15 protein-coding genes and 1 pseudogene are annotated in these 17,626 nt (G+C 63.7%); 1 reads left to right on the top strand and 15 read right to left on the bottom strand.

Translation table 11 applies throughout. The annotated features are described in order from the left end of the window. Positions 1 to 20 precede the first annotated feature (20 nt). The 5 genes from AC1RQK_RS23265 to AC1RQK_RS23245 form a co-directional block, all read right to left on the bottom strand. The gene (locus AC1RQK_RS23265; protein ID WP_150987514.1) at positions 21 to 794 is read right to left on the bottom strand and encodes a ParA family protein; all 774 of its coding nucleotides are present in this window, start codon (positions 792 to 794) and stop codon (positions 21 to 23) included. Between the two features lie 68 nt (positions 795 to 862). After that, positions 863 to 1,570, bottom strand: coding sequence for a 16S rRNA (guanine(527)-N(7))-methyltransferase RsmG (gene rsmG / locus AC1RQK_RS23260; protein WP_253929173.1), 708 nt, complete (start codon positions 1,568 to 1,570; stop codon positions 863 to 865). Further along, on the bottom strand, positions 1,571 to 3,511 hold the full coding sequence (gene mnmG / locus AC1RQK_RS23255; RefSeq protein ID WP_492375609.1) for a tRNA uridine-5-carboxymethylaminomethyl(34) synthesis enzyme MnmG: 1,941 nt from the start codon (positions 3,509 to 3,511) through the stop codon (positions 1,571 to 1,573). It lies immediately after the preceding gene. Between the two features lie 197 nt (positions 3,512 to 3,708). Continuing rightward, the gene (locus AC1RQK_RS23250) at positions 3,709 to 4,569 is read right to left on the bottom strand and encodes an N-formylglutamate amidohydrolase (RefSeq protein WP_492375618.1); all 861 of its coding nucleotides are present in this window, start codon (positions 4,567 to 4,569) and stop codon (positions 3,709 to 3,711) included. Between the two features lie 4 nt (positions 4,570 to 4,573). Next, positions 4,574 to 5,569 carry a Bug family tripartite tricarboxylate transporter substrate binding protein gene (locus AC1RQK_RS23245; RefSeq protein WP_492375610.1) on the bottom strand — a complete coding sequence of 332 codons (996 nt, stop codon included), beginning with the start codon at positions 5,567 to 5,569 and terminating at the stop codon, positions 4,574 to 4,576. 117 nt (positions 5,570 to 5,686) lie between these two features. Between AC1RQK_RS23245 and AC1RQK_RS23240 the strand changes: the two genes are divergently transcribed. Further along, a complete protein-coding gene (locus tag AC1RQK_RS23240; RefSeq protein WP_492375611.1) occupies positions 5,687 to 6,631 on the top strand; it encodes a LysR substrate-binding domain-containing protein in 945 nt (314 codons plus the stop codon). A 264-nt stretch (positions 6,632 to 6,895) separates the two neighbouring features. Here the strand turns inward: AC1RQK_RS23240 and AC1RQK_RS23235 are convergent, their stop codons facing one another. From AC1RQK_RS23235 to AC1RQK_RS23190, 10 genes and pseudogenes are all read right to left on the bottom strand, one after another. Further along, positions 6,896 to 7,639, bottom strand: a complete 744-nt coding sequence (locus tag AC1RQK_RS23235; protein ID WP_174426825.1) for an ABC transporter ATP-binding protein — start codon at positions 7,637 to 7,639, stop codon at positions 6,896 to 6,898. A 10-nt stretch (positions 7,640 to 7,649) separates the two neighbouring features. Beyond that, positions 7,650 to 9,437, bottom strand: coding sequence for a branched-chain amino acid ABC transporter ATP-binding protein/permease (locus AC1RQK_RS23230; protein WP_492375612.1), 1,788 nt, complete (start codon positions 9,435 to 9,437; stop codon positions 7,650 to 7,652). A gap of 10 nt (positions 9,438 to 9,447) precedes the next feature. Beyond that, positions 9,448 to 10,500, bottom strand: a complete 1,053-nt coding sequence (locus tag AC1RQK_RS23225) for a branched-chain amino acid ABC transporter permease (protein WP_150987529.1) — start codon at positions 10,498 to 10,500, stop codon at positions 9,448 to 9,450. Positions 10,501 to 10,900: 400 nt separating this feature from the next. After that, complete coding sequence (locus AC1RQK_RS23220; RefSeq protein WP_183034091.1) at positions 10,901 to 12,052, bottom strand: ABC transporter substrate-binding protein; 1,152 nt, start codon at positions 12,050 to 12,052, stop codon at positions 10,901 to 10,903. Positions 12,053 to 12,467: 415 nt separating this feature from the next. Further along, positions 12,468 to 13,226, bottom strand: coding sequence for a sulfite exporter TauE/SafE family protein (locus AC1RQK_RS23215; protein WP_492375613.1), 759 nt, complete (start codon positions 13,224 to 13,226; stop codon positions 12,468 to 12,470). 81 nt (positions 13,227 to 13,307) lie between these two features. Further along, positions 13,308 to 13,778 (bottom strand): hypothetical protein, encoded by a 471-nt coding sequence (locus AC1RQK_RS23210; protein WP_492375614.1) that lies wholly within the window; start codon positions 13,776 to 13,778, stop codon positions 13,308 to 13,310. Positions 13,779 to 14,136: 358 nt separating this feature from the next. Further along, the gene (locus AC1RQK_RS23205; RefSeq protein WP_492375615.1) at positions 14,137 to 15,165 is read right to left on the bottom strand and encodes a branched-chain amino acid ABC transporter permease; all 1,029 of its coding nucleotides are present in this window, start codon (positions 15,163 to 15,165) and stop codon (positions 14,137 to 14,139) included. Further along, entirely contained in the window at positions 15,165 to 16,049 is an 885-nt protein-coding gene (locus AC1RQK_RS23200; protein WP_043350832.1) for a branched-chain amino acid ABC transporter permease, read from the bottom strand. The genes AC1RQK_RS23205 and AC1RQK_RS23200 overlap by 1 nt, the downstream gene beginning before the upstream one ends. A 179-nt stretch (positions 16,050 to 16,228) precedes the next feature. Further along, the gene (locus AC1RQK_RS23195; protein WP_441635794.1) at positions 16,229 to 17,437 is read right to left on the bottom strand and encodes an ABC transporter substrate-binding protein; all 1,209 of its coding nucleotides are present in this window, start codon (positions 17,435 to 17,437) and stop codon (positions 16,229 to 16,231) included. A 95-nt stretch (positions 17,438 to 17,532) separates the two neighbouring features. Further along, positions 17,533 to 17,626 (bottom strand): annotated as a pseudogene (locus AC1RQK_RS23190) (ABC transporter ATP-binding protein); the annotation flags it as partial.

Here is a 17,626-nt window from a genome sequence, read left to right as displayed (position 1 = left end):
GGTGACTTTCAGCCCGGCGTTCAGTCGAGTTGCTTGACGCGCGCGATCATCTCGGCGCCGAAATCGAGGTAGGCCTTGGCCCCTTTGGACGACGGATCGAACGCCACGCCCGGCACGCCATAGGACGGTGCCTCTGCCAGCCGCACATTGCGCGGGATGACGGTCTTGAACACCTTGTCGCCAAAATGCGACTCGAGCTGGGCCGACACCTGTTGCTGCAACGTAACACGTGGATCAAACATCACACGAAGCAAGCCAATCACCTTCAGGTCGCGATTGAGGTTGGCATGCACCTGCTTGATGGTATTGACGAGATCGGACAGCCCTTCCAGCGCGAAGTACTCGCATTGCATCGGCACGATCACGCCGTTGGCCGCGCACAGCCCGTTGAGGGTCAGCAGCGACAGCGACGGCGGACAGTCGATCAACACGAAATCGTACTCGGCATCGACCTCGGCAATGGCGTTCTTGAGACGTTTCTCACGCTGGTCCAGTTCGACCAGTTCCACTTCCGCGCCGGCCAGTTCGCGGTTGGCGGGCAGCACGTCGTACTTGCCGGATTCGGAATGCTGGCGTGCCTGGCTCACCGTCGACAAGCCAACCAGCACCTGGTAGACGCTGTGCTCAAGCGACTGCTTGTCGATGCCGGAACCCATCGAGGCATTGCCTTGGGGATCCAGGTCGATCAGCAACACACGCTGGTCCTGTGCCGCCAAGCCGGCGGCAAGGTTCACCGTGGTGGTGGTCTTGCCGACGCCGCCCTTCTGGTTTGCGATCACGAATACCTTGGCCATATGTTCCTGCTGCTCCTGCTTGATTTCTACCTGCCGGGGGTGGGCGCCGGCGACAACCACCGGCCGGGTCAGCGGCGCGACAGCACCACCAGGTGACGTTCTGCGTCCAGTTCCGGTACGGTCAGGCGTGGTATTGCCTCGACCTGCCACTCGGCCATCAGGCCGGCCGCTTCCATGCGATCGAGTTCGGGTTGAGGATAAACGCCCTTCATGGCAATCAGCTTGCCGCCCGGCGCCAGCAGGTGGCCGGCGAGCGATGCGAAATCGCTCAGCTCGGCAAACGCACGAGACGTGATGACTGCATACCCCTTGCCGTCTTCCAGCTTTTCGACCGGGCCCCAGTGGGCAGCGGCGTTGGACAGGCCGAGCTGTGCCCGGCACTGCGTGAGGAAGGCGGTTTTCTTTTGCACGATGTCGACCATCAGCACTGACAGGTCGGGACACGTGATGGCCAGCGGCAGACCAGGCATGCCGCCGCCCGAACCCACGTCGAGCACCCGGCCACGCGCGCCCTCCTCCACCGCCGCGGCGCGAGCCGCTTGCGCCAGCGCCGGCACGGCGGCCAGCGAGTCGAGCATGTGGTGGGTCAACATCTCGTCGGGATGACGGATGGCGGTCAGGTTATAGATGGCGTTCCATTTGCGCAGCAGTGCCAGGTAGGCAAACAACTGATCGATCTGGCTCGCGGAGAGCGCCAGGCCGATGGCGGACAAGCCGGCCTCCAGGCGGCGGCGCTGGTCGGCATCATCCACGGCCGCGTAACGTTGGTTCCTCACTCAGGCGGCCTCTTGGCTGGAGTCGGACTTGGTACGCCCCATGCCCTTCTTTTTCAGATGGACCAGCAGCAGCGAAATCGCAGCCGGCGTCACGCCAGAAATACGCGATGCCTGGCCGAGGGTCTCGGGCCGGTGCTGATTCAGCTTCTGGCCCACCTCGATGCCAAGGCCGCGCACTTCCGTGTAGTCGAAATCTTCAGGCAGGCGGGTGGATTCGTTGGCTTCGAGCTTGTCCACCTCTGCGGCTTGCCGGGCGATGTAGCCGTGATACTTGATGCCGATCTCGATCTGCTCGCGAATCTGCGCGACCAGCAGCGGGTCGGCATCGAGTGCCCGGGCAGGTGCGAACTTGCCTTCCTGCAACGCCATCAGCGCTTCATACGTGACAGCGGGACGGCGCAGCAGATCGGCGAGGTTGTACTCGCGCTCGATCGCCTTGCCGAGCAGCGGCACGGCATCGGCTTCCGGCAGGATGCTCGGATTCACCCAGGTACCCTTCAGCCGCTCTGTTTCACGTGAAACAGCATCGCGTTTCCGGTTAAATGCATCCCAGCGCACATCATCGACCACACCCAGCTCCCGGCCGGCCTCGGTCAGTCGCATATCGGCATTATCTTCCCGCAGGCTCAAACGGAACTCGGCGCGGCTGGTGAACATTCGGTACGGTTCCGAGACCCCACGGGTGATCAGATCGTCGACCAGAACTCCAAGATAGGCTTGGTCCCGCCGGGGAGTCCAGGCATCGCGCTCCCGTACGAAGCAGCCGGCATTGATCCCGGCCAGCAGGCCCTGGGCAGCGGCTTCTTCGTAGCCGGTGGTGCCGTTGATCTGCCCAGCAAAGAACAAGCCGCTGATGGCCTTGGATTCCAGCGAGGCCTTGAGGGCGCGCGGATCGAAGTAATCGTACTCAATGGCGTAGCCGGGGCGCAGGATGTGCGCGTTCTCCATGCCGCGGATCGAGTGCACCAGGGCAAGTTGCACGTCGAACGGCAGGCTGGTGGAGATACCGTTGGGATAGAACTCGTTGGTCGTCAGCCCTTCCGGTTCCAGGAAGATCTGGTGGCTGTCCTTGCTGGCAAAGCGGTGGATCTTGTCCTCGATGCTGGGACAGTACCGCGGCCCCACCCCTTCGATCACGCCGGTGTACATCGGCGAGCGATCCAGGCCGCCACGGATGATATCGTGGGTCCGGCTGTTGGTATGCGTGATCCAGCACGGCAGTTGCTGCGGGTGCTGATCGGCACGACCCAGGAAGGAGAACACCGGCACCGGATCGAGATCGCCGGGCTGCTCATCCATCACGGAGAAGTCGATGGTGCGTCCGTCGATACGCGGCGGCGTACCCGTCTTCAGGCGGCCCTGCGGCAGCTTGAGCTCTTTCAGGCGCGCCGAAAGCGAGACCGAGGCGGGGTCGCCCGCGCGGCCGCCAGTGTAGTTATCCAGCCCCACGTGAATCTTCCCATCGAGGAAGGTACCGGCGGTCAGCACCACGGCGCGTGCGCGGAAGGTGATGCCGACCTGCGTGACAGCGCCGACAACACGATCACCCTCCACCACCAGGTCATCCACGGCCTGCTGGAACAGCATCAGGTTGGGCTGATTCTCCAGCCGCACGCGAATCGCTTTGCGATACAGCACACGGTCCGCCTGAGCGCGGGTGGCACGTACGGCCGGGCCCTTGCTGGAATTCAGGATGCGGAATTGGATGCCCGACTCATCCGTGGCTGCCGCCATGGCGCCGCCCATTGCATCCACCTCCTTGACGAGATGACCCTTGCCAATGCCGCCGATGGACGGATTGCAGCTCATCTGACCAAGGGTCTCGATGTTGTGGCTCAGCAGCAGCGTCTGGCAACCCATACGCGCCGCGGCGAGTGCAGCTTCCGTGCCGGCGTGGCCACCACCGACAACAATGACATCGAATTCTTTTGGGTAAAGCATGGAGGCACCTCCTCCGGGAGGCTAGCGGGAAATGAATCGGGATGCCGAATTATAGCGGCATTCGCTGTGGCTTCCCTGGGCCACGGCATGTTTCACGTGAAACATGCCGCATGAATAACTCGGGTGTGTTCCACGTGAAACAAAAAAACCGGGCTCGATGGCCCGGCTTGAATGCCGACTGGATTAACGTCTACGCATCATGCCCTACCCTGCTCTCGCAAGTAGCTGGCAATGCGCTCGACTAGTTGGCCCAGATCCGCCTGAAGCTGGCCGAACCCGCCGTTGCGCTCGCGCGTCGCCTCATCCATATAGAGCGGTCGGCGAATCTCGATCTGCAAGCTGTTACGCCGTTCGGCCGGTCGGCCAATCTGCGCGATCAGTTGCACACCCTTGTAGGGATCGTTGCGCGCCACCGTATAGCCGAGCGCCCGCAACTCGGATTCCACCAGCGCGACGAAATCCGGCTCGCAAGTCGTGCCATCGCGATCACCCAGAACGAAGTCGGCCAGTGGATGCGGACTCTGGATCTTGAGCCGCTCATAGGCGTTGTTCGGCATGGAGTGCAGGTTCAGATGCCAGACCGCACCGAAGCGCTGAAAGGCCTCCTCCACCGCCGCCGATAGCGCCTGATGATAGGGGCGGTAGTATCGATCGATCCGGCCGCGTACCTCTTGCAGCGAGAGCTTGCGACCGTAGATTCGCGTTGCCGCATCCACATTGCGCCAGATCAGCCCATAGCCAAGGCGCGTCTTTTCGCCCGGCGCCAGCGGCTCAGGCCAGGTGCCATCCAGCAGTTCGGGATCCAGATCGTCAAGCGTACGATTGGGATCGATATAGACACGGGGGAAATTCGCAGCGATCAGCGTGCCGCCGATCCGCGGCACAGCTTCCCACAGCGATTCCACGTGGGTGTCTTCGCCGCTCCGGAGCCGCTGCAGCGGGATGGCCGCACCGAAGTCCTGCGGGTAGCACGTGCCGCTGTGCGGCGAATCGCAAACCAGCGGCAAGGCCTGAGCCTGCGGCGCGGACTGGAAAAAGGGTTCGAAGCTATCGTTCATGCCATCAATCCAGTTTGATGTTGGCGGCCTTGGCGACGCGCGCATAGCGCGTCATGGCCTGCTGGATCTGTACCTTGAAGCCATCCGGCGTGGTCGGCACGAGCGTGCCGCCGGACTCTTCCACCTTGCGCTTGAACTCCGGGTTCTGCATGGCTTTGTGGATGGCGCGATTGAGCTTCTCGATAATAGCCGGCGGCGTGCCCGCGGGTGCCACGATGCCGAACCAACCGCCATCCCCCATCTCCTTGTAGCCCAGTTCCGCGTAGGTCGGGACGTTGGGCAGTAGCGGCGAACGCGCGGAGCCCAGCACGGCTAGCGGGCGCAGCCTCCCGGATTTCACGTGGGGCAGCGCGGACGACAAGTTGTCGGTGATGGCACTAACCTGCCCCGCCACCGCGTCGTTGAGTCCCAGACCGGCGCCCTTGTACGGTACGTGCAGCAGGTCGATCTTGGCCAGCATCTTGAAGTTCTCGATATTCACATGACCCAGGGAGCCCGCACCTGGCGAAGCAACGCTGTACTTGCCGGGGTTGGCACGCGCCAGGGCAACGAACTCCTGCATGGTCTTGGCCGGTACGCTGGGATGCACCGCGAACACGCTGGGGACCGCCATCACATTGGTGACCGGCGCGAAGTCCTTGATCGGATCGTAATTCAGCTTGGGGTACACGGCCGGGTTGGAACCGTGCGTGCTGACGGTAGCCATGCCGATGGTGTATCCATCCGGTGCCGAGCGCGCGACCTGCTCCATGCCGAGCGAGCCGCCGGCACCGCCCTTGTTCTCCACCACGATCGGCTGGCCCAACTCGCGGCCGCCGAACTCCGCAACCAGGCGCGCCGACAGGTCGGTCGAGCCGCCCGCGGCAAAAGGTACGACCAGGCGGATCGGGCGGTTCGGATAGTTGGCCTGCGCGAGCGCGCCGCCGGCGGCGCAGAGGCTGGCGCACGCCGCCAGGCAGGACAGGACGAAATGCCGGCGCGGCAAACTGGCTCGGATCATGAGGGTTTTCTCCTTGGCGTTATATGGGAAGGTGGCCAAGTGTCGGCAGTTTACCGGGTCCGCACAAACGACTATATTGCACGCTTGCATTACCAAAGCTCATTCTCGGCTCCCCCCATGCGGCTACGCTCGCCCTCGATGTCCGAACTGCATGCCTTTGCCGCCGCAGCGCGACTGGGCAGCTTTACGCGTGCGGCGGAGGATCTGTGTGTCACCCAGGGGGCGATCAGCCGCGCCATCGCCCGCCTCGAATCGCACTTCGGCCAGCCCCTTCTCCAACGCAATGCGCATCGCCTGACCCTGACCGATGCCGGCCGGCAGCTGCTCGACTCAGTAGCCGGCCCGCTGGCAGCCATTGAGAACGCCAGCGCCGCCCTGCTCTCTCGCGACCGTCAGCATCACCTCACGCTGTCCGCCGTGCCCACGCTGGCCAGCGTATGGCTGATACCGAGGCTGCCGGATTTCCACCGTCGCCACCCCGAGATCCGCCTGGACTTCGTGCCCTACCGGCGCAATGAGGACTTCTCAGGCCCGGCGCCGGATGCCGCAATCCTCGCCGGCGCCTCGGACCGCTGGCCGGGCCTGCAATGCGACTACGTGATCGGCAGCGAGATGGTACCCATCTGCCATCCCGACCGGGCCCGCGCCCGCCATGAATCCGGACGATGGTCCCAACCGGCAGAACTGCTCGAGGAACCCTTGCTCTACCACACCACCGCCCCGGCCAACTGGCAGCACTGGCTATGTGCGGCAGGCGTACCCAGTGCTGCGCCGGCGCTTGCCACGGGCTTCGACCAGGTCTCGATTCTGGTCCAGGCGGTCAAGGCGGACATGGGAGTGGCAGTGTTGCAGCGCTGTCTGGTACGAGACGAGATCGCCGCAGGGCGCGTAGTGGCGCCGTTTGATTTGCCGATCAGGCTGACGCGGGGGTACTTCCTGTGTGCGCCTAGGGAGAGGCGGGACCATCCCGCATTTGCCAAGTTTCGTGCGTGGCTACTCGGCATGGCAGCGCAAGATCCCGATGTGCTGCAGGCCAACCAGGTAAATTCACCCGATAAATAATTGAAGTCAGAATTTTGTAAATAATTTCGTCTATCGAATGGCAAATAGCTCCGTGGCGCATAGGTATTTCCATAACGAATTTAACTTCAGCTCATATGTAAATTAAAATTCTTATCATGAATATTTAGCGTACCTATCGCTGCGCTAGCCTTTGATCACGAACATTGCCGCACCGGGTCGGCCTCTGGCAATCCGGCCCACAAATAATAATGGCGGACAATGTCCGCCATTATTCGTCATATGAATCCTGACAATCGATAAAGCCTAAGCCGCCTTCTTCGCCAACCCCAGATACGTCTCGATCACCTTCGGGTTAGCCGCCAGCTCGGCAGCCGGCCCCTCCATCGCCATATCCCCCGTCTCGATCACGTACCCGTAGTCCGCCACCTGCAGCGCCGCCCGCGCGTTCTGCTCGATCAGCAGCGTCGCCACCCCCGTCTTGCGCAGGTCATTGATGATGTGAAAGATCTCCTTGACGATCAGCGGCGCCAGCCCCAGGCTCGGCTCGTCCAGCATCAGCAACTGCGGCTTGGCCATCAGCGCGCGGCCCACCGCCAGCATCTGCCGCTCACCCCCGGACAGCGTGCCGGCGTCCTGCTTCGCCCGCTCCTTCAGGCGCGGGAACAGGCCGTAGACCACTTCCATCTGGTCGAGGAAGTTCTTCTCACCCGCACGCTTGCGACGATAGGCGCCCAGCACCAGGTTGTCCGCCACGCTCATCGAGCCAAACAGTTCGCGCTTCTCCGGCACCAGGCACATGCCGCGCGCCACGCGCCCTTCCACCGGCAGGCCGGCGAGGTCGTGGCCGAGGTAGGTCACCGCGCCGGTGGACGAACCGCTCACCGGCAACGCGCCCATGATGGCGTTGAGCATGGTGGACTTGCCCGCGCCATTGGGGCCGATCACCGTGACGATCTTTCCCGCTTCCACTTTCAGGTTGGCGCCGTGCACGGCTTCGACCTTGCCGTAACGCACGTGCAGGTCCTTCACTTCCAGGATCAGGCTCATTGTCGTTTCCTTACTCCACGCCGCCGAGATAGGCCTCGAGCACCGCCGGGTCCTTCTGCACGTCCTCGGGCACGCCTTCTGCAATGCGCGTACCGAACTCCATCACCACCAGCCGGTCCGTCAGATTCATCACGAAGTCCATGTCGTGCTCGACCAGCAGCACGCTCATGCCCTCGCCCTTGAGCTTCTTCAGCAACTCGGCCAGTGCCTGCTTCTCCTTGTAGCGCAGCCCCGCCGCGGGCTCATCCAACAACAGCAGCGCGGGATCGCAGCACAGCGCGCGCGCGATCTCCAGGATGCGTTGCTGGCCCAGCGCGAGGCTGCCGGCTTCCATGTACATGCAGTCGGCCAGGCCCACGCGCTCGAGCTGGCGCGCGGCTTCGTGCAGCAGCTTGGCCTCCTCGCTCTTGTTCATGCGCAGGATCGCTGCCGTCACGCCGCCTTGCGGCGCAAAGTCGCCGCGCAGGTGTGCACCGATGGCCACGTTCTCCAGCACGGTCATGGTGGGCAGCAGATGCACATGCTGGAAGGTGCGGCCGATGCCGCGCTTGACGATCTCGCGCGAGGGCAGCCCGGAGATCTGCTCGCCGCGATACAGCACCTCGCCGCGCGTGGCGGGCAGCACGCCGGTGACGAGGTTGAAGGTGGTGGACTTGCCCGCGCCATTGGGGCCGATCAGCCCGATGATCTCGCCGGCGCGGACCTGGAAGCTCACATCGTTGACCGCCACCAGCCCGCCGAACTCCTTGCGCGCGGCTTTGACATCGAGGATCAGTTCGCCGGCCTGCGGCTTGGCGCGCAACGGCAGCGCGGGCGCTTGCGCCGGCGCCATCACCGGCGGCCCGTTGGGGAACAGCTTCTTGATGAACGGCCAGATGCCATCGCGCGCGTATTGCAGCAGCAGCACCATCAGCACGCCGAACACGATGGTTTCGAAGTTGCCGTTGGCGCCCAGCAGCTTGGGCAGCACGCCTTGCAGCACGTCCTTCAGGATGGTGAGGATGCCGGCGCCAAGCACCGCGCCCCACACGTGGCCTACGCCGCCCACCACCGCCATGAACAGGTACTCGATGCCGTAGTTCAGCCCGAACGGCGTGGGGTTCACCGCGCGCTGCAGATGCGCGTAGAGAAAGCCGGAGATGCAGGCCAGCATCGCCGCCACCACAAAGATCACCACCTTCATCCACGCGGTGTTCACGCCCATCGCCTCGGCCATGGTGCCGCCGCCCTTCAAGGCGCGGATGGCGCGGCCCGGGCGCGAGTTGAGCAGGTTCTGCATGGCGATCACCGACACCAGCACCACGGCCCAGATCAGGTAGAACATCGAGCGCCCGGAGGCCAGCTCGATGCCGAGCACGTGCAGCACGGGAATGCCGTTGAGGCCGTCGTACTTGCCGAGGAATTCCAGGTTGCCGAACAGGAAAAATAGCGACAGGCCCCAGGCGATGGTGGCGAGCGGCAGGTAGTGGCCCGACATGCGCATGGTGATCAGGCCGATCACATAGGCCGAGGCCATCGTGATCACCAGCCCGACCAGCAGGCCGAGCCAGGGCGAAAGCCCGAACTGCGTGGTGAGGTAGGCGGTGCTGTAGGCGCCCAGCCCGACGAAGGCGGCCTGGCCAAAGGAGGTCATGCCACCCACGCCGGTGAGCAGGACCAGGCCGATGGCGACGATGCTGTACAGGCCGATGTAGTTGCCCAGCGTGATCCAGAATTCGGGCGTGGGCAGCACGGGCAACAGCGCCAGCACTACCGCGAAGGCCAGCAGGAAGATTCGGTTCTTGAGGTTGGTGTTCATGGCGTGTCCCTTATTCCTCGTCTTCCACATGCTTGCTGGTGAGCGAGCGCCACAGCAGCACGGGCAGGATCAGGGTGAACACGATGACCTCCTTGAACGCGCTGGCCCAGAAGGACGAATACGATTCGAGCAGCCCCACCAGGATGGCACCGGCGGCCGCCACCGGGTAGCTCACCAGACCGCCAACGATGGCACCGACGAAGCCCTTCAGGCCGATCAGGAAGCCGGACTCGTAGTACACCGTGGTCAGCGGCGCGATCAGGATCCCGCACAGCGCGCCCATTGCCGCTGCCAGCGTGAACGACAGGCGCCCGGCCTGCGTCGTGCCAATGCCGACCAGCCGCGCGCCCAGGCGATTGACCGCCGTGGCACGCAGCGCCTTGCCGGCGATGGTGCGTTCGAAGTAGAAATACAGCCCCGCGATCATCAGTGCCGATACGCCAACCACCCAAAGGCTCTGCCCGGAGATCGTCAGGCTGCCCACTTCAAAGCGCGCCTCGGAGAAAGGCGCGGTGCGCGAGCCCTCGGCGCCGAACATCACCAGCCCCAGCCCCACCAGTGCAAAGTGCACGCCCACCGAGACAATCAGCAGCACCAGCGTGCTGGCTTCGGCCAGCGGCTGGTAGGCAAGACGGTACAGCATGGGCCCGAGCGGAATCACGATCAGCAGCGTCAGCGCGATCTGCGCCAGCATGGGCATCGACTGCCCGTCGAAGTTCTGCGCGAGCAGATGCACGGCCAGCGGGAAGACCAGGTATTTGCCAGCCAGTACCGCAATCCGCCTGGGCGCGGTCCGGCGCAGTTCGGCGCTGCGCAGGATGGTGACCGTCTCATAGAGAAAGGTGAGCACGCCCATGACCAGCAGCAGCCAGCTGCTTTGCGGCGCATGGCCGGACTGAATCGCCGCCAGTGTCAGCGCGCCATAGGCGACGAACTCCCCTTGCGGAATGAAGATGACGCGGGTCACCGAGAACACCAGCACCAGGGCCAGCGCGAGCAGCGCATAGATGGCGCCCGAGGTGATGCCGTCCTGCGCCAGGATGGCGGCGATCGAGAGGTCCATTGTCTCCCCGTATTGTTGGTGAGTCCCGCCGGCGGAGGGAAGCCGGCTGGCTTGTGAAATTACGAGTTACGAAATATGAAACAACTTACGCATAGCGGAAATCCCGACGAACCCTTAGATTCCGCAGTGCCGCATCGGTAATCGGCACGGCCGGCGGGAAGCTATGCATATGCCGGGTGCAGCATATCCGCAGCGCACCATGGCCGTCATCCCGTTTTGCTTATCCTGGCAAACGCCATATTCATTAACACGTTAAAGATCTCGCATGGCGGATGCGGTGTCAAGTGCGGGATTGCCTGTAGTCGCGCAATGGCGTGGGCCGGCATGAGCCGGCACCAACAAAAAGGGCGCATGGCTGGCCATGCGCCCTTTTTGCATCCAATGCAGCCAGTCGTGCCGCTTACTTGGTCTGCAGCTTCCACTTGCCGTCGACGATCTCCACCATCACGCGCGCGCGCTGGTCCAGGCCAAGGTGGTCGGTCGGCGTCATGTTCATGATGCCGTGGGAGATCGGCAGCTCCTTGGTCTGCTCCATGGCATCGCGCAGCGCCTTGCGGAACTCCTTGGTGCCCGGCTGGCCCTTCTTCAGCGCCTCGGGGATGGCTCGCTGCAGCAGCAGGCCGGCATCCCAGGCGTGGCCGCCGAAGGTCGAGACCTGGCCGCCGAATGCCTTTTCGTACGCTGTCTTGTAGGTAATGGCAGGCTTCTTCACCGGGTTCGTGTCCGGCAGCTGCTCGGCCACCAGCAGCGGGCCGGCCGGCAAGAAGGTGCCTTCGCAATCCTTGCCGCACACGCGCAGGAAGTCGGCGTTGGCCACACCGTGGGTCTGGTAGATCTTGCCCTTCCAGCCACGCTCCTTGAGCGCCTTGGCGGGCAGCGCGGCGGGCGTGCCCGAGCCTGCGATCAGCACGGCGTCCGGGTTGCTGCCCATCATCTTGAGCACCTGGCCGGTGACCGAGGTGTCGGTGCGCGCAAAGCGTTCATTGGCCACCACCTTGATCTTGCGCATCTCGCCGACCTTGGCGAACTCTTGCGCCCAGCTATCGCCATAGGCGTCCGCGAAGCCGATAAAGGCAACCGTCTTCACGTTGTGGTTGGTCATGTGCTCGGCAATGGCGGTGGCCATGTGCGAGTCGTTCTGCGGCGTCTTGAAGACCCAGGCGCGCTTGGCATCCATCGGCTCGATGATGCGGGCCGAGGCGGCCAGCGTGATCATCGGCGTTTCGTTCTCGGCGACGACATCCACCATGGCCAGCGAGTTGGGCGTCACGGTGGAGCCGACAATCACGTCGACCTTGTCTTCGCTGATCAGCTTGCGCGTATTCTTGACCGCGGTGGTGGTGTCCGACGCATCGTCGAGCACGATGTACTCGATCTTCTTGCCAGCGATCTCCTTGGGCAGCAGCGAGATGGTGTTCTTCTCGGGAATGCCCAGCGAGGCGGCGGGCCCGGTGGCCGATAGCGTTACCCCGACTTTGACCTGTGCGCTGGCAGTGCCGGCGCACAGGCTGGCGGCGGCGAGAGCCAGCAGGCTGGCGCGCTTGAATGTCATCGTGTCTCCTTCCATTGCGGCAAACGGAAGAGGCATCCGTGCCGCCTCGCGGCCAGTCGGATGCCTCAATCTGGTCTTCTGTTCTTCTGGTCTGTCTTGTCCTGGTGGATCTTATTGTGCCGGTGCCCTTTCGGTGCTTTTCAGGCCCGTATCCAGGCGCAACGCCGGCGCCTGCCTGCTACCCCGAGGCGATGGGCGAATCCGCGTCCGCCCTGCCCCAATCTCCCGTCCTGCGCGTGATCCCCGGCGGCGCTCGGCGGGGCTCGCCAGGCAATGCCATGGTGCGCCACGCCGGCCGCTCATTCACCGACCGCCCGGTCGGGAATGCGTAGCGAGTCTAGCAACAGGCATATCGCCGGGCTAGCGGGATTAACCCGCATCGCAGCATGCAAGCGACACGGCCGCGAACCGACGCTCAGCGGCCGAACGCATCCCAGGCGGTTTTCACGATCAGCGCTGCCACCACCACGATAAACACGCGCCGCACAAAGGCGCTGCCATGCTTGAGCGCGAGGCGGCTGCCAATCTGGCTGCCGCCCACGTTAGCCAGCGCCATGACCAGCCCGAGCTGCCACCAGACGTGCCCCTTCGCCGCCAGCAGCAGCAAGGCCGCCAGGTTGGTGGCGAGGTTGACCACCTTGGTCGATGCCGAGGCGTGCAGGAAATCGTAGCCAAACACGCGCACGAACACGATCATCAGGAAGCTGCCGGTGCCCGGCCCGAACACGCCGTCGTAGAAGCCGATCACGGCGCCCGCCAACAACGCAGCGGCGCGTTCCTTGCCGCCGGAGAGCGACGGTGCGTGCTCGGTGCCCAGGCTCTTCTTGGCCACCGTATAGACCAGCAGGGCCACCAGGATAAAGGGCAGCGACTTGCGCAGCGGCTCCGCGGGAATGAGCGTGAGCGCGTAGGCACCCGCCATCGAAAAGGCGAAGGCCGACAGCATCGTCGGCAAGGTCGCACCCCAGTAGATGCGCACGCTGCGGCCATAGCGCAACGCCGCATTGGTGGTACCGGCCAGCGACGCCACCTTGCTGGTGCCGAGCAGCGTGGCCGGCGCCATGTTGGGATAGGCCGAAAACAGCGCGGGGATCTGCACCAGGCCACCGCCGCCGGCGACAGCATCGATCAGGCCGGCAAGAAAAGCGGCAACAGCAAGAAACGCGAATTCCATGGACGCGGGGAAACGAAGAAAGAGAAAACGGAGGGAACGAGCGAAGGAGGTGAACCAAGCGCGGCAGGCGCGCTGGAAGCGTCAGCCCAGCATCTTGGCGGCTGGTGACAAATTGAGATGCCACAGGCCGCTGGCATGCGGCGCAAAGCCGGCCGGTGCGGCCTGCGCCGCTGTCAGCAGCGCCGGCGCCAGCAACAGATGGCGCACGCCATGCGCGCTGCACCAGTCGGCCAGCAGGCCACAGCAATCCAGCAGCAAGGCGGCGCCCCTGTCCGCCGGCACGTCACCGGCCCACCATTCGGTGGCAAGCGCCGCAAGGCCGGCAAGTTCGAGATGCGGTATCAGCGTAACGGGCAGGCAACCGAGCAGATCCGGGCCGGCGCTGGCCTGCGCCACCACACAGGCCCCGCGCTCAGGCCGGGCAAGCAGGCCCTCCAGCAGCGCCTGCCGGGCGCGCGCCGCCGCGACGGGCAATGCGTGCCGTGATTGCAGCCAGGCGCCCAGGTTTTGCGCATCGCCAGTACCGGCCAGGCATATCGAGGCCGGGGTCATTGCGGATTCAGGCGGGGAAGGAATTAGAGAGGGGGGATCTGACGGCATGGCGGGCCCGGTGGCAAGGCCGCATTGTCGCATGCGCAATCGGTGGCTTTGACGACGATTCCGCATGGCGAAAACATCACGCACCAGGAACGGGCATGCAACCCGGAAATTAAAAAAGGCGTTGCCGAGGATCACCCAGCAACGCCCTTATCTTATATTGACACTGCAGCCTAGTGACTGCGCGCCTGTCGTCTCCTCGCTTCCGCCTCCATTTAACCTGCGAAAACCGTATATGGAATGTAACGAAGCGGTGCGTTTCGAGCAAGCTAGAAGAAACCCTAGCCCCAAAATCGGGCATGTCGCCCCACGATCACTCCCGGGCCTTCCCAAAGCGGGCAAGAAGCTCGCCCATGATGCCGCGGCGGAACGTCAATACGCAGATCACGAAGATCACGCCGGTCACCATTGTGACGGATTCGCCCAGTGAGTTGAACCACTCGATGCCCGTCGTCGAGGCCAGGAAGGTGCCGATGTCGCCAAGCTTGTTTTCCAGCGCCACCACCACGAAAGCCCCGACCAGCGGGCCCGAAAGCGTGCCCAGGCCGCCAACCAGCGTCATCAGGATCACCGAGCCCGACATGGACCAGTGCACGTCGGTCAGCGTGGCAAAGCCCAGCACCAGCGCCTTGATCGACCCGGCCAGCCCGGAAAGAGCCGCAGACAGCACAAACACCATCAGCTTGAAGCGGTCCGTATCGTAGCCCAGCGAGATGGTGCGCGGCTCGTTTTCCTTGATCGCCTTGAGGATCTGGCCGAACGGCGAATGCACGGTACGCACGATCAGCGCGAAGGCCGCCACGATGATCGCCAGCGCCACGTAATACAGTGTCAGATCGTTGGCTAGCGACAACACACCGAACAGCTTGCCGCGCGGAATGCCCTGCAAGCCATCCTCGCCCCCGGTGTACGGCACCTGCAGGCAGAAGAAGAACAGCATCTGCGCCAGCGCCAGCGTGATCATGGAGAAATAAATGCCTTGCCGGCGAATCGCGATGTACCCGACCACGTAGCCGATCAAGGCGCCCGCCAGCGTGCCCAGCACCAGCCCAACCTCAGGCGTGACGCCCCACACCTTCATCGCATGCCCGGCCGTATAGGCCGCGCCGCCGAAGAAGGCCGCATGGCCGAACGACAGCAGCCCGGTATAACCGATCAGCAGATTGAAGGCGCACGCGAACAGCGCGAAGCACAGCACCTTGAGCACGAACACCGGATACGCTCCGGCCATCGGCGCCAGGACCAGCGCTGCCAGCAACAATCCGTACAACAGTTTCTTCTGCACGCCCCGCCCCTGTCTTGTCTGCCCCGCGGCCACTGCCGCGCCGGTTGGTTGGTTCATCACTTCTCCCTCCCGAACAGTCCGGCCGGGCGCAGCATCAGCACGATCACCATGATGAAGAACACGACCGTGGACGAGGCCTCGGGATAGAACACCTTGGTCAGGCCCTCGATCACGCCCAGGCCGAGGCCGGTCAGGATCGAGCCCATGATCGAGCCCATCCCGCCGATCACCACCACCGCGAACACGATGATGATCAGGTTCTGCCCCATCAGCGGCGAGATCTGGATCACCGGTGCCGCGAGCACGCCGGCAAACGCCGCCAGCGCCACGCCGAACCCGTAGGTCAGCGTCACCATCAGCGGCACGTTGACGCCAAAGGCTTCAACCAGCTTGGGGTTCTCGGTGCCAGCGCGCAAATAAGCGCCCAGCTTGGTCTTCTCGATCAGGTACCAGGTGGAGAAGCACACCACCAGCGAGGCAGCCACCACCCAGGCCCGGTAGTTCGGCAGGATCATGAAGCCCAGATCCGTGGCGCCGCTCAGCGCCTCGGGCGCCGAGTACGGCAACCCCGACACCCCATAGATCGAGCGGAAGATGCCTTCGATCACCAGCGTGATGCCGAGCGTCAGCAGCAGGCCGTAGATATGGTCGAGCTTGTAGATCCAGCGCAGCATGGTGCGCTCGATCACGATGCCGATCAGCGCCACCGCCAGCGGCGACAGCACCAGCATCACCCAGTAGTTGAGCCCGGCGTACTCCATGCCCATCCAGGCCAGGACCGCGCCGAGCATGAACAGCGCCCCGTGGGCAAAATTGATGACGTTGAGCAGCCCGAAGATGACCGCAAGGCCAAGGCTCAACATCGCATAGAAGGCACCGTTGACCAGTCCCAGCAGTAACTGGGACAGCATGGCGGGCAGAGGAATACCGAAGATGTCCATCGCAGGCGTTACCGTTTGCGCACCAGCCGGGATTCGTCGTTCCCCGCCAGGCAGGCGCTGTCAAAATGAAGCGAAGAAAGACACTGGCCCCCACTCCCGAACCCGGTCAACATGCAACGGTCCCGGGCGGGGGCGTCATACCTCAATCAACTCTACGCAACTCAACTCAGTTCAAACGCTTACTTCTTCATCATCGCGCACTTCGATTCCGCCACCGTGGTGAAAGCCTGCTCACCCGGGATCGTGGCCACCACCTTCAGGTAGTCCCACGGCTTCTTCGATTCGGCCGGCGACTTCACCTGCATCAGGTACATGTCGTGGATGCCGCGGCCATCCTGGCGGATGTAGCCCTTGGTGTAGAAGTCGTTGATCTTCATCTTCTTGAGCTCGGCCATGACCTTGTCCGGATCATCCGTCTTGGCTGCCTCGACCGCCTTCAGGTACGTATGCGCGGCAGAGTAGTCGGCGGCCTGCAAGCTGCTCGGCATCTTCTTCATCTTGGTGAAGAAGCGCGCGGCGAACTTGCGCGTATCGTCGTTCATGTCCCAGTACCAGCTGTCGGTCATCAGCAGGCCTTCGGTGTTCTTCAGGCCCAGGCTGTGGATGTCGTTGATGAACATCAGCAGGCCGGCGATCTTCATCGTCTTGGTGATGCCGAATTCCTTGGCCGCCTTGATCGAGTTGATGGTGTCGCCGCCGGCATTGGCCAGGCCGAGGATCTGCGCCTTGGACGATTGCGCCTGCAGCAGGAACGACGAGAAATCCGATGCCGACAGCGGATGGCGCACCGAGCCCACCACCGTGCCGCCGTTGGCCTTCACCACGGCCGCGGTATCGTTTTCCAGCGAGTGGCCGAAGGCATAGTCGGCGGTCAGGAAGAACCACGACTTGCCACCCTGCTTGACCACCGCGCTGCCGGTACCCTTGGCGAGCGCCACCGTGTCATATGCATAGTGCACGGTGTACGGCGAGCACTCTTCGTTGGTCAGGCGCGCCGAGCCGGCACCGATATTGAAGTAGACCTTCTTCTTCTCCGAGGCCACCTTGTTCATGGCCAGGCCGGTGGCGGAATTGGTGCCGCCGATCAGCACGTCCAGGCCCTGCTGGTCCATCCACTCGCGCGCCTTCGAGGCGGCGATGTCGGCCTTGTTCTGGTGATCGGCCGAGACCAGCTCGATCGGCTTGCCCAGCACCTTGCCACCGTTGTCCTCGATTGCCATCTTGATGGCTTCGAGGCCGCCCGGGCCGTCGATGTCGGCGTACAAGCCAGACATGTCGGTGATGTAGCCGATCTTGACGGTATCGCCCGAGACCTGCGCCGATGCCGAACCCATTGCCACGCCCGTTACGATAGCCGCCAGAGCGACCGCCAGCCGAGTCATCTTCATTGCCTGTCTCCTTAGTTTCGGCGGCACCTGACGCCACCCGTTCCTGCCCTAAAACAATGCCTGCGATTCATGACAGCGCCGCGCGCCGATTCGAATCAGACCCCAAGCAACTCGTTCAGCACCGGCATCTTGGCCTGCAGCTCCGCAGCCGCGAAGCGCTCGACGATCGTGCCGTGTTCCATCACATAA

Source organism: Cupriavidus sp. GW822-FHT02D05 (assembly GCF_058802485.1).
The sequence above is the reverse complement of the archived record's forward strand: the minus strand, read 5'-3'. Positions and strand labels throughout refer to the sequence as shown.

Bases quoted from the DNA above. Each gene is read 5' to 3' on its own strand.
- AC1RQK_RS23230 (WP_492375612.1), bottom strand. From the start codon at position 9,437: ATGAACACCAACCTCAAGAACCGAATCTTCCTGCTGGCCTTCGCGGTA.
- AC1RQK_RS23210 (WP_492375614.1), bottom strand. From the start codon at position 13,778: ATGACCCCGGCCTCGATATGCCTGGCCGGTACTGGCGATGCGCAAAAC.
- AC1RQK_RS23205 (WP_492375615.1), bottom strand. From the start codon at position 15,165: ATGAACCAACCAACCGGCGCGGCAGTGGCCGCGGGGCAGACAAGACAG.
- AC1RQK_RS23220 (WP_183034091.1), bottom strand. From the start codon at position 12,052: ATGACATTCAAGCGCGCCAGCCTGCTGGCTCTCGCCGCCGCCAGCCTG.
- AC1RQK_RS23195 (WP_441635794.1), bottom strand. From the start codon at position 17,437: ATGAAGATGACTCGGCTGGCGGTCGCTCTGGCGGCTATCGTAACGGGC.
- AC1RQK_RS23240 (WP_492375611.1), top strand. From the start codon at position 5,687: ATGCGGCTACGCTCGCCCTCGATGTCCGAACTGCATGCCTTTGCCGCC.
- AC1RQK_RS23200 (WP_043350832.1), bottom strand. From the start codon at position 16,049: ATGGACATCTTCGGTATTCCTCTGCCCGCCATGCTGTCCCAGTTACTG.
- AC1RQK_RS23225 (WP_150987529.1), bottom strand. From the start codon at position 10,500: ATGGACCTCTCGATCGCCGCCATCCTGGCGCAGGACGGCATCACCTCG.
- AC1RQK_RS23235 (WP_174426825.1), bottom strand. From the start codon at position 7,639: ATGAGCCTGATCCTGGAAGTGAAGGACCTGCACGTGCGTTACGGCAAG.
- AC1RQK_RS23250 (WP_492375618.1), bottom strand. From the start codon at position 4,569: ATGAACGATAGCTTCGAACCCTTTTTCCAGTCCGCGCCGCAGGCTCAG.
- mnmG (WP_492375609.1), bottom strand. From the start codon at position 3,511: ATGCTTTACCCAAAAGAATTCGATGTCATTGTTGTCGGTGGTGGCCAC.
- AC1RQK_RS23265 (WP_150987514.1), bottom strand. From the start codon at position 794: ATGGCCAAGGTATTCGTGATCGCAAACCAGAAGGGCGGCGTCGGCAAG.
- AC1RQK_RS23245 (WP_492375610.1), bottom strand. From the start codon at position 5,569: ATGATCCGAGCCAGTTTGCCGCGCCGGCATTTCGTCCTGTCCTGCCTG.
- AC1RQK_RS23215 (WP_492375613.1), bottom strand. From the start codon at position 13,226: ATGGAATTCGCGTTTCTTGCTGTTGCCGCTTTTCTTGCCGGCCTGATC.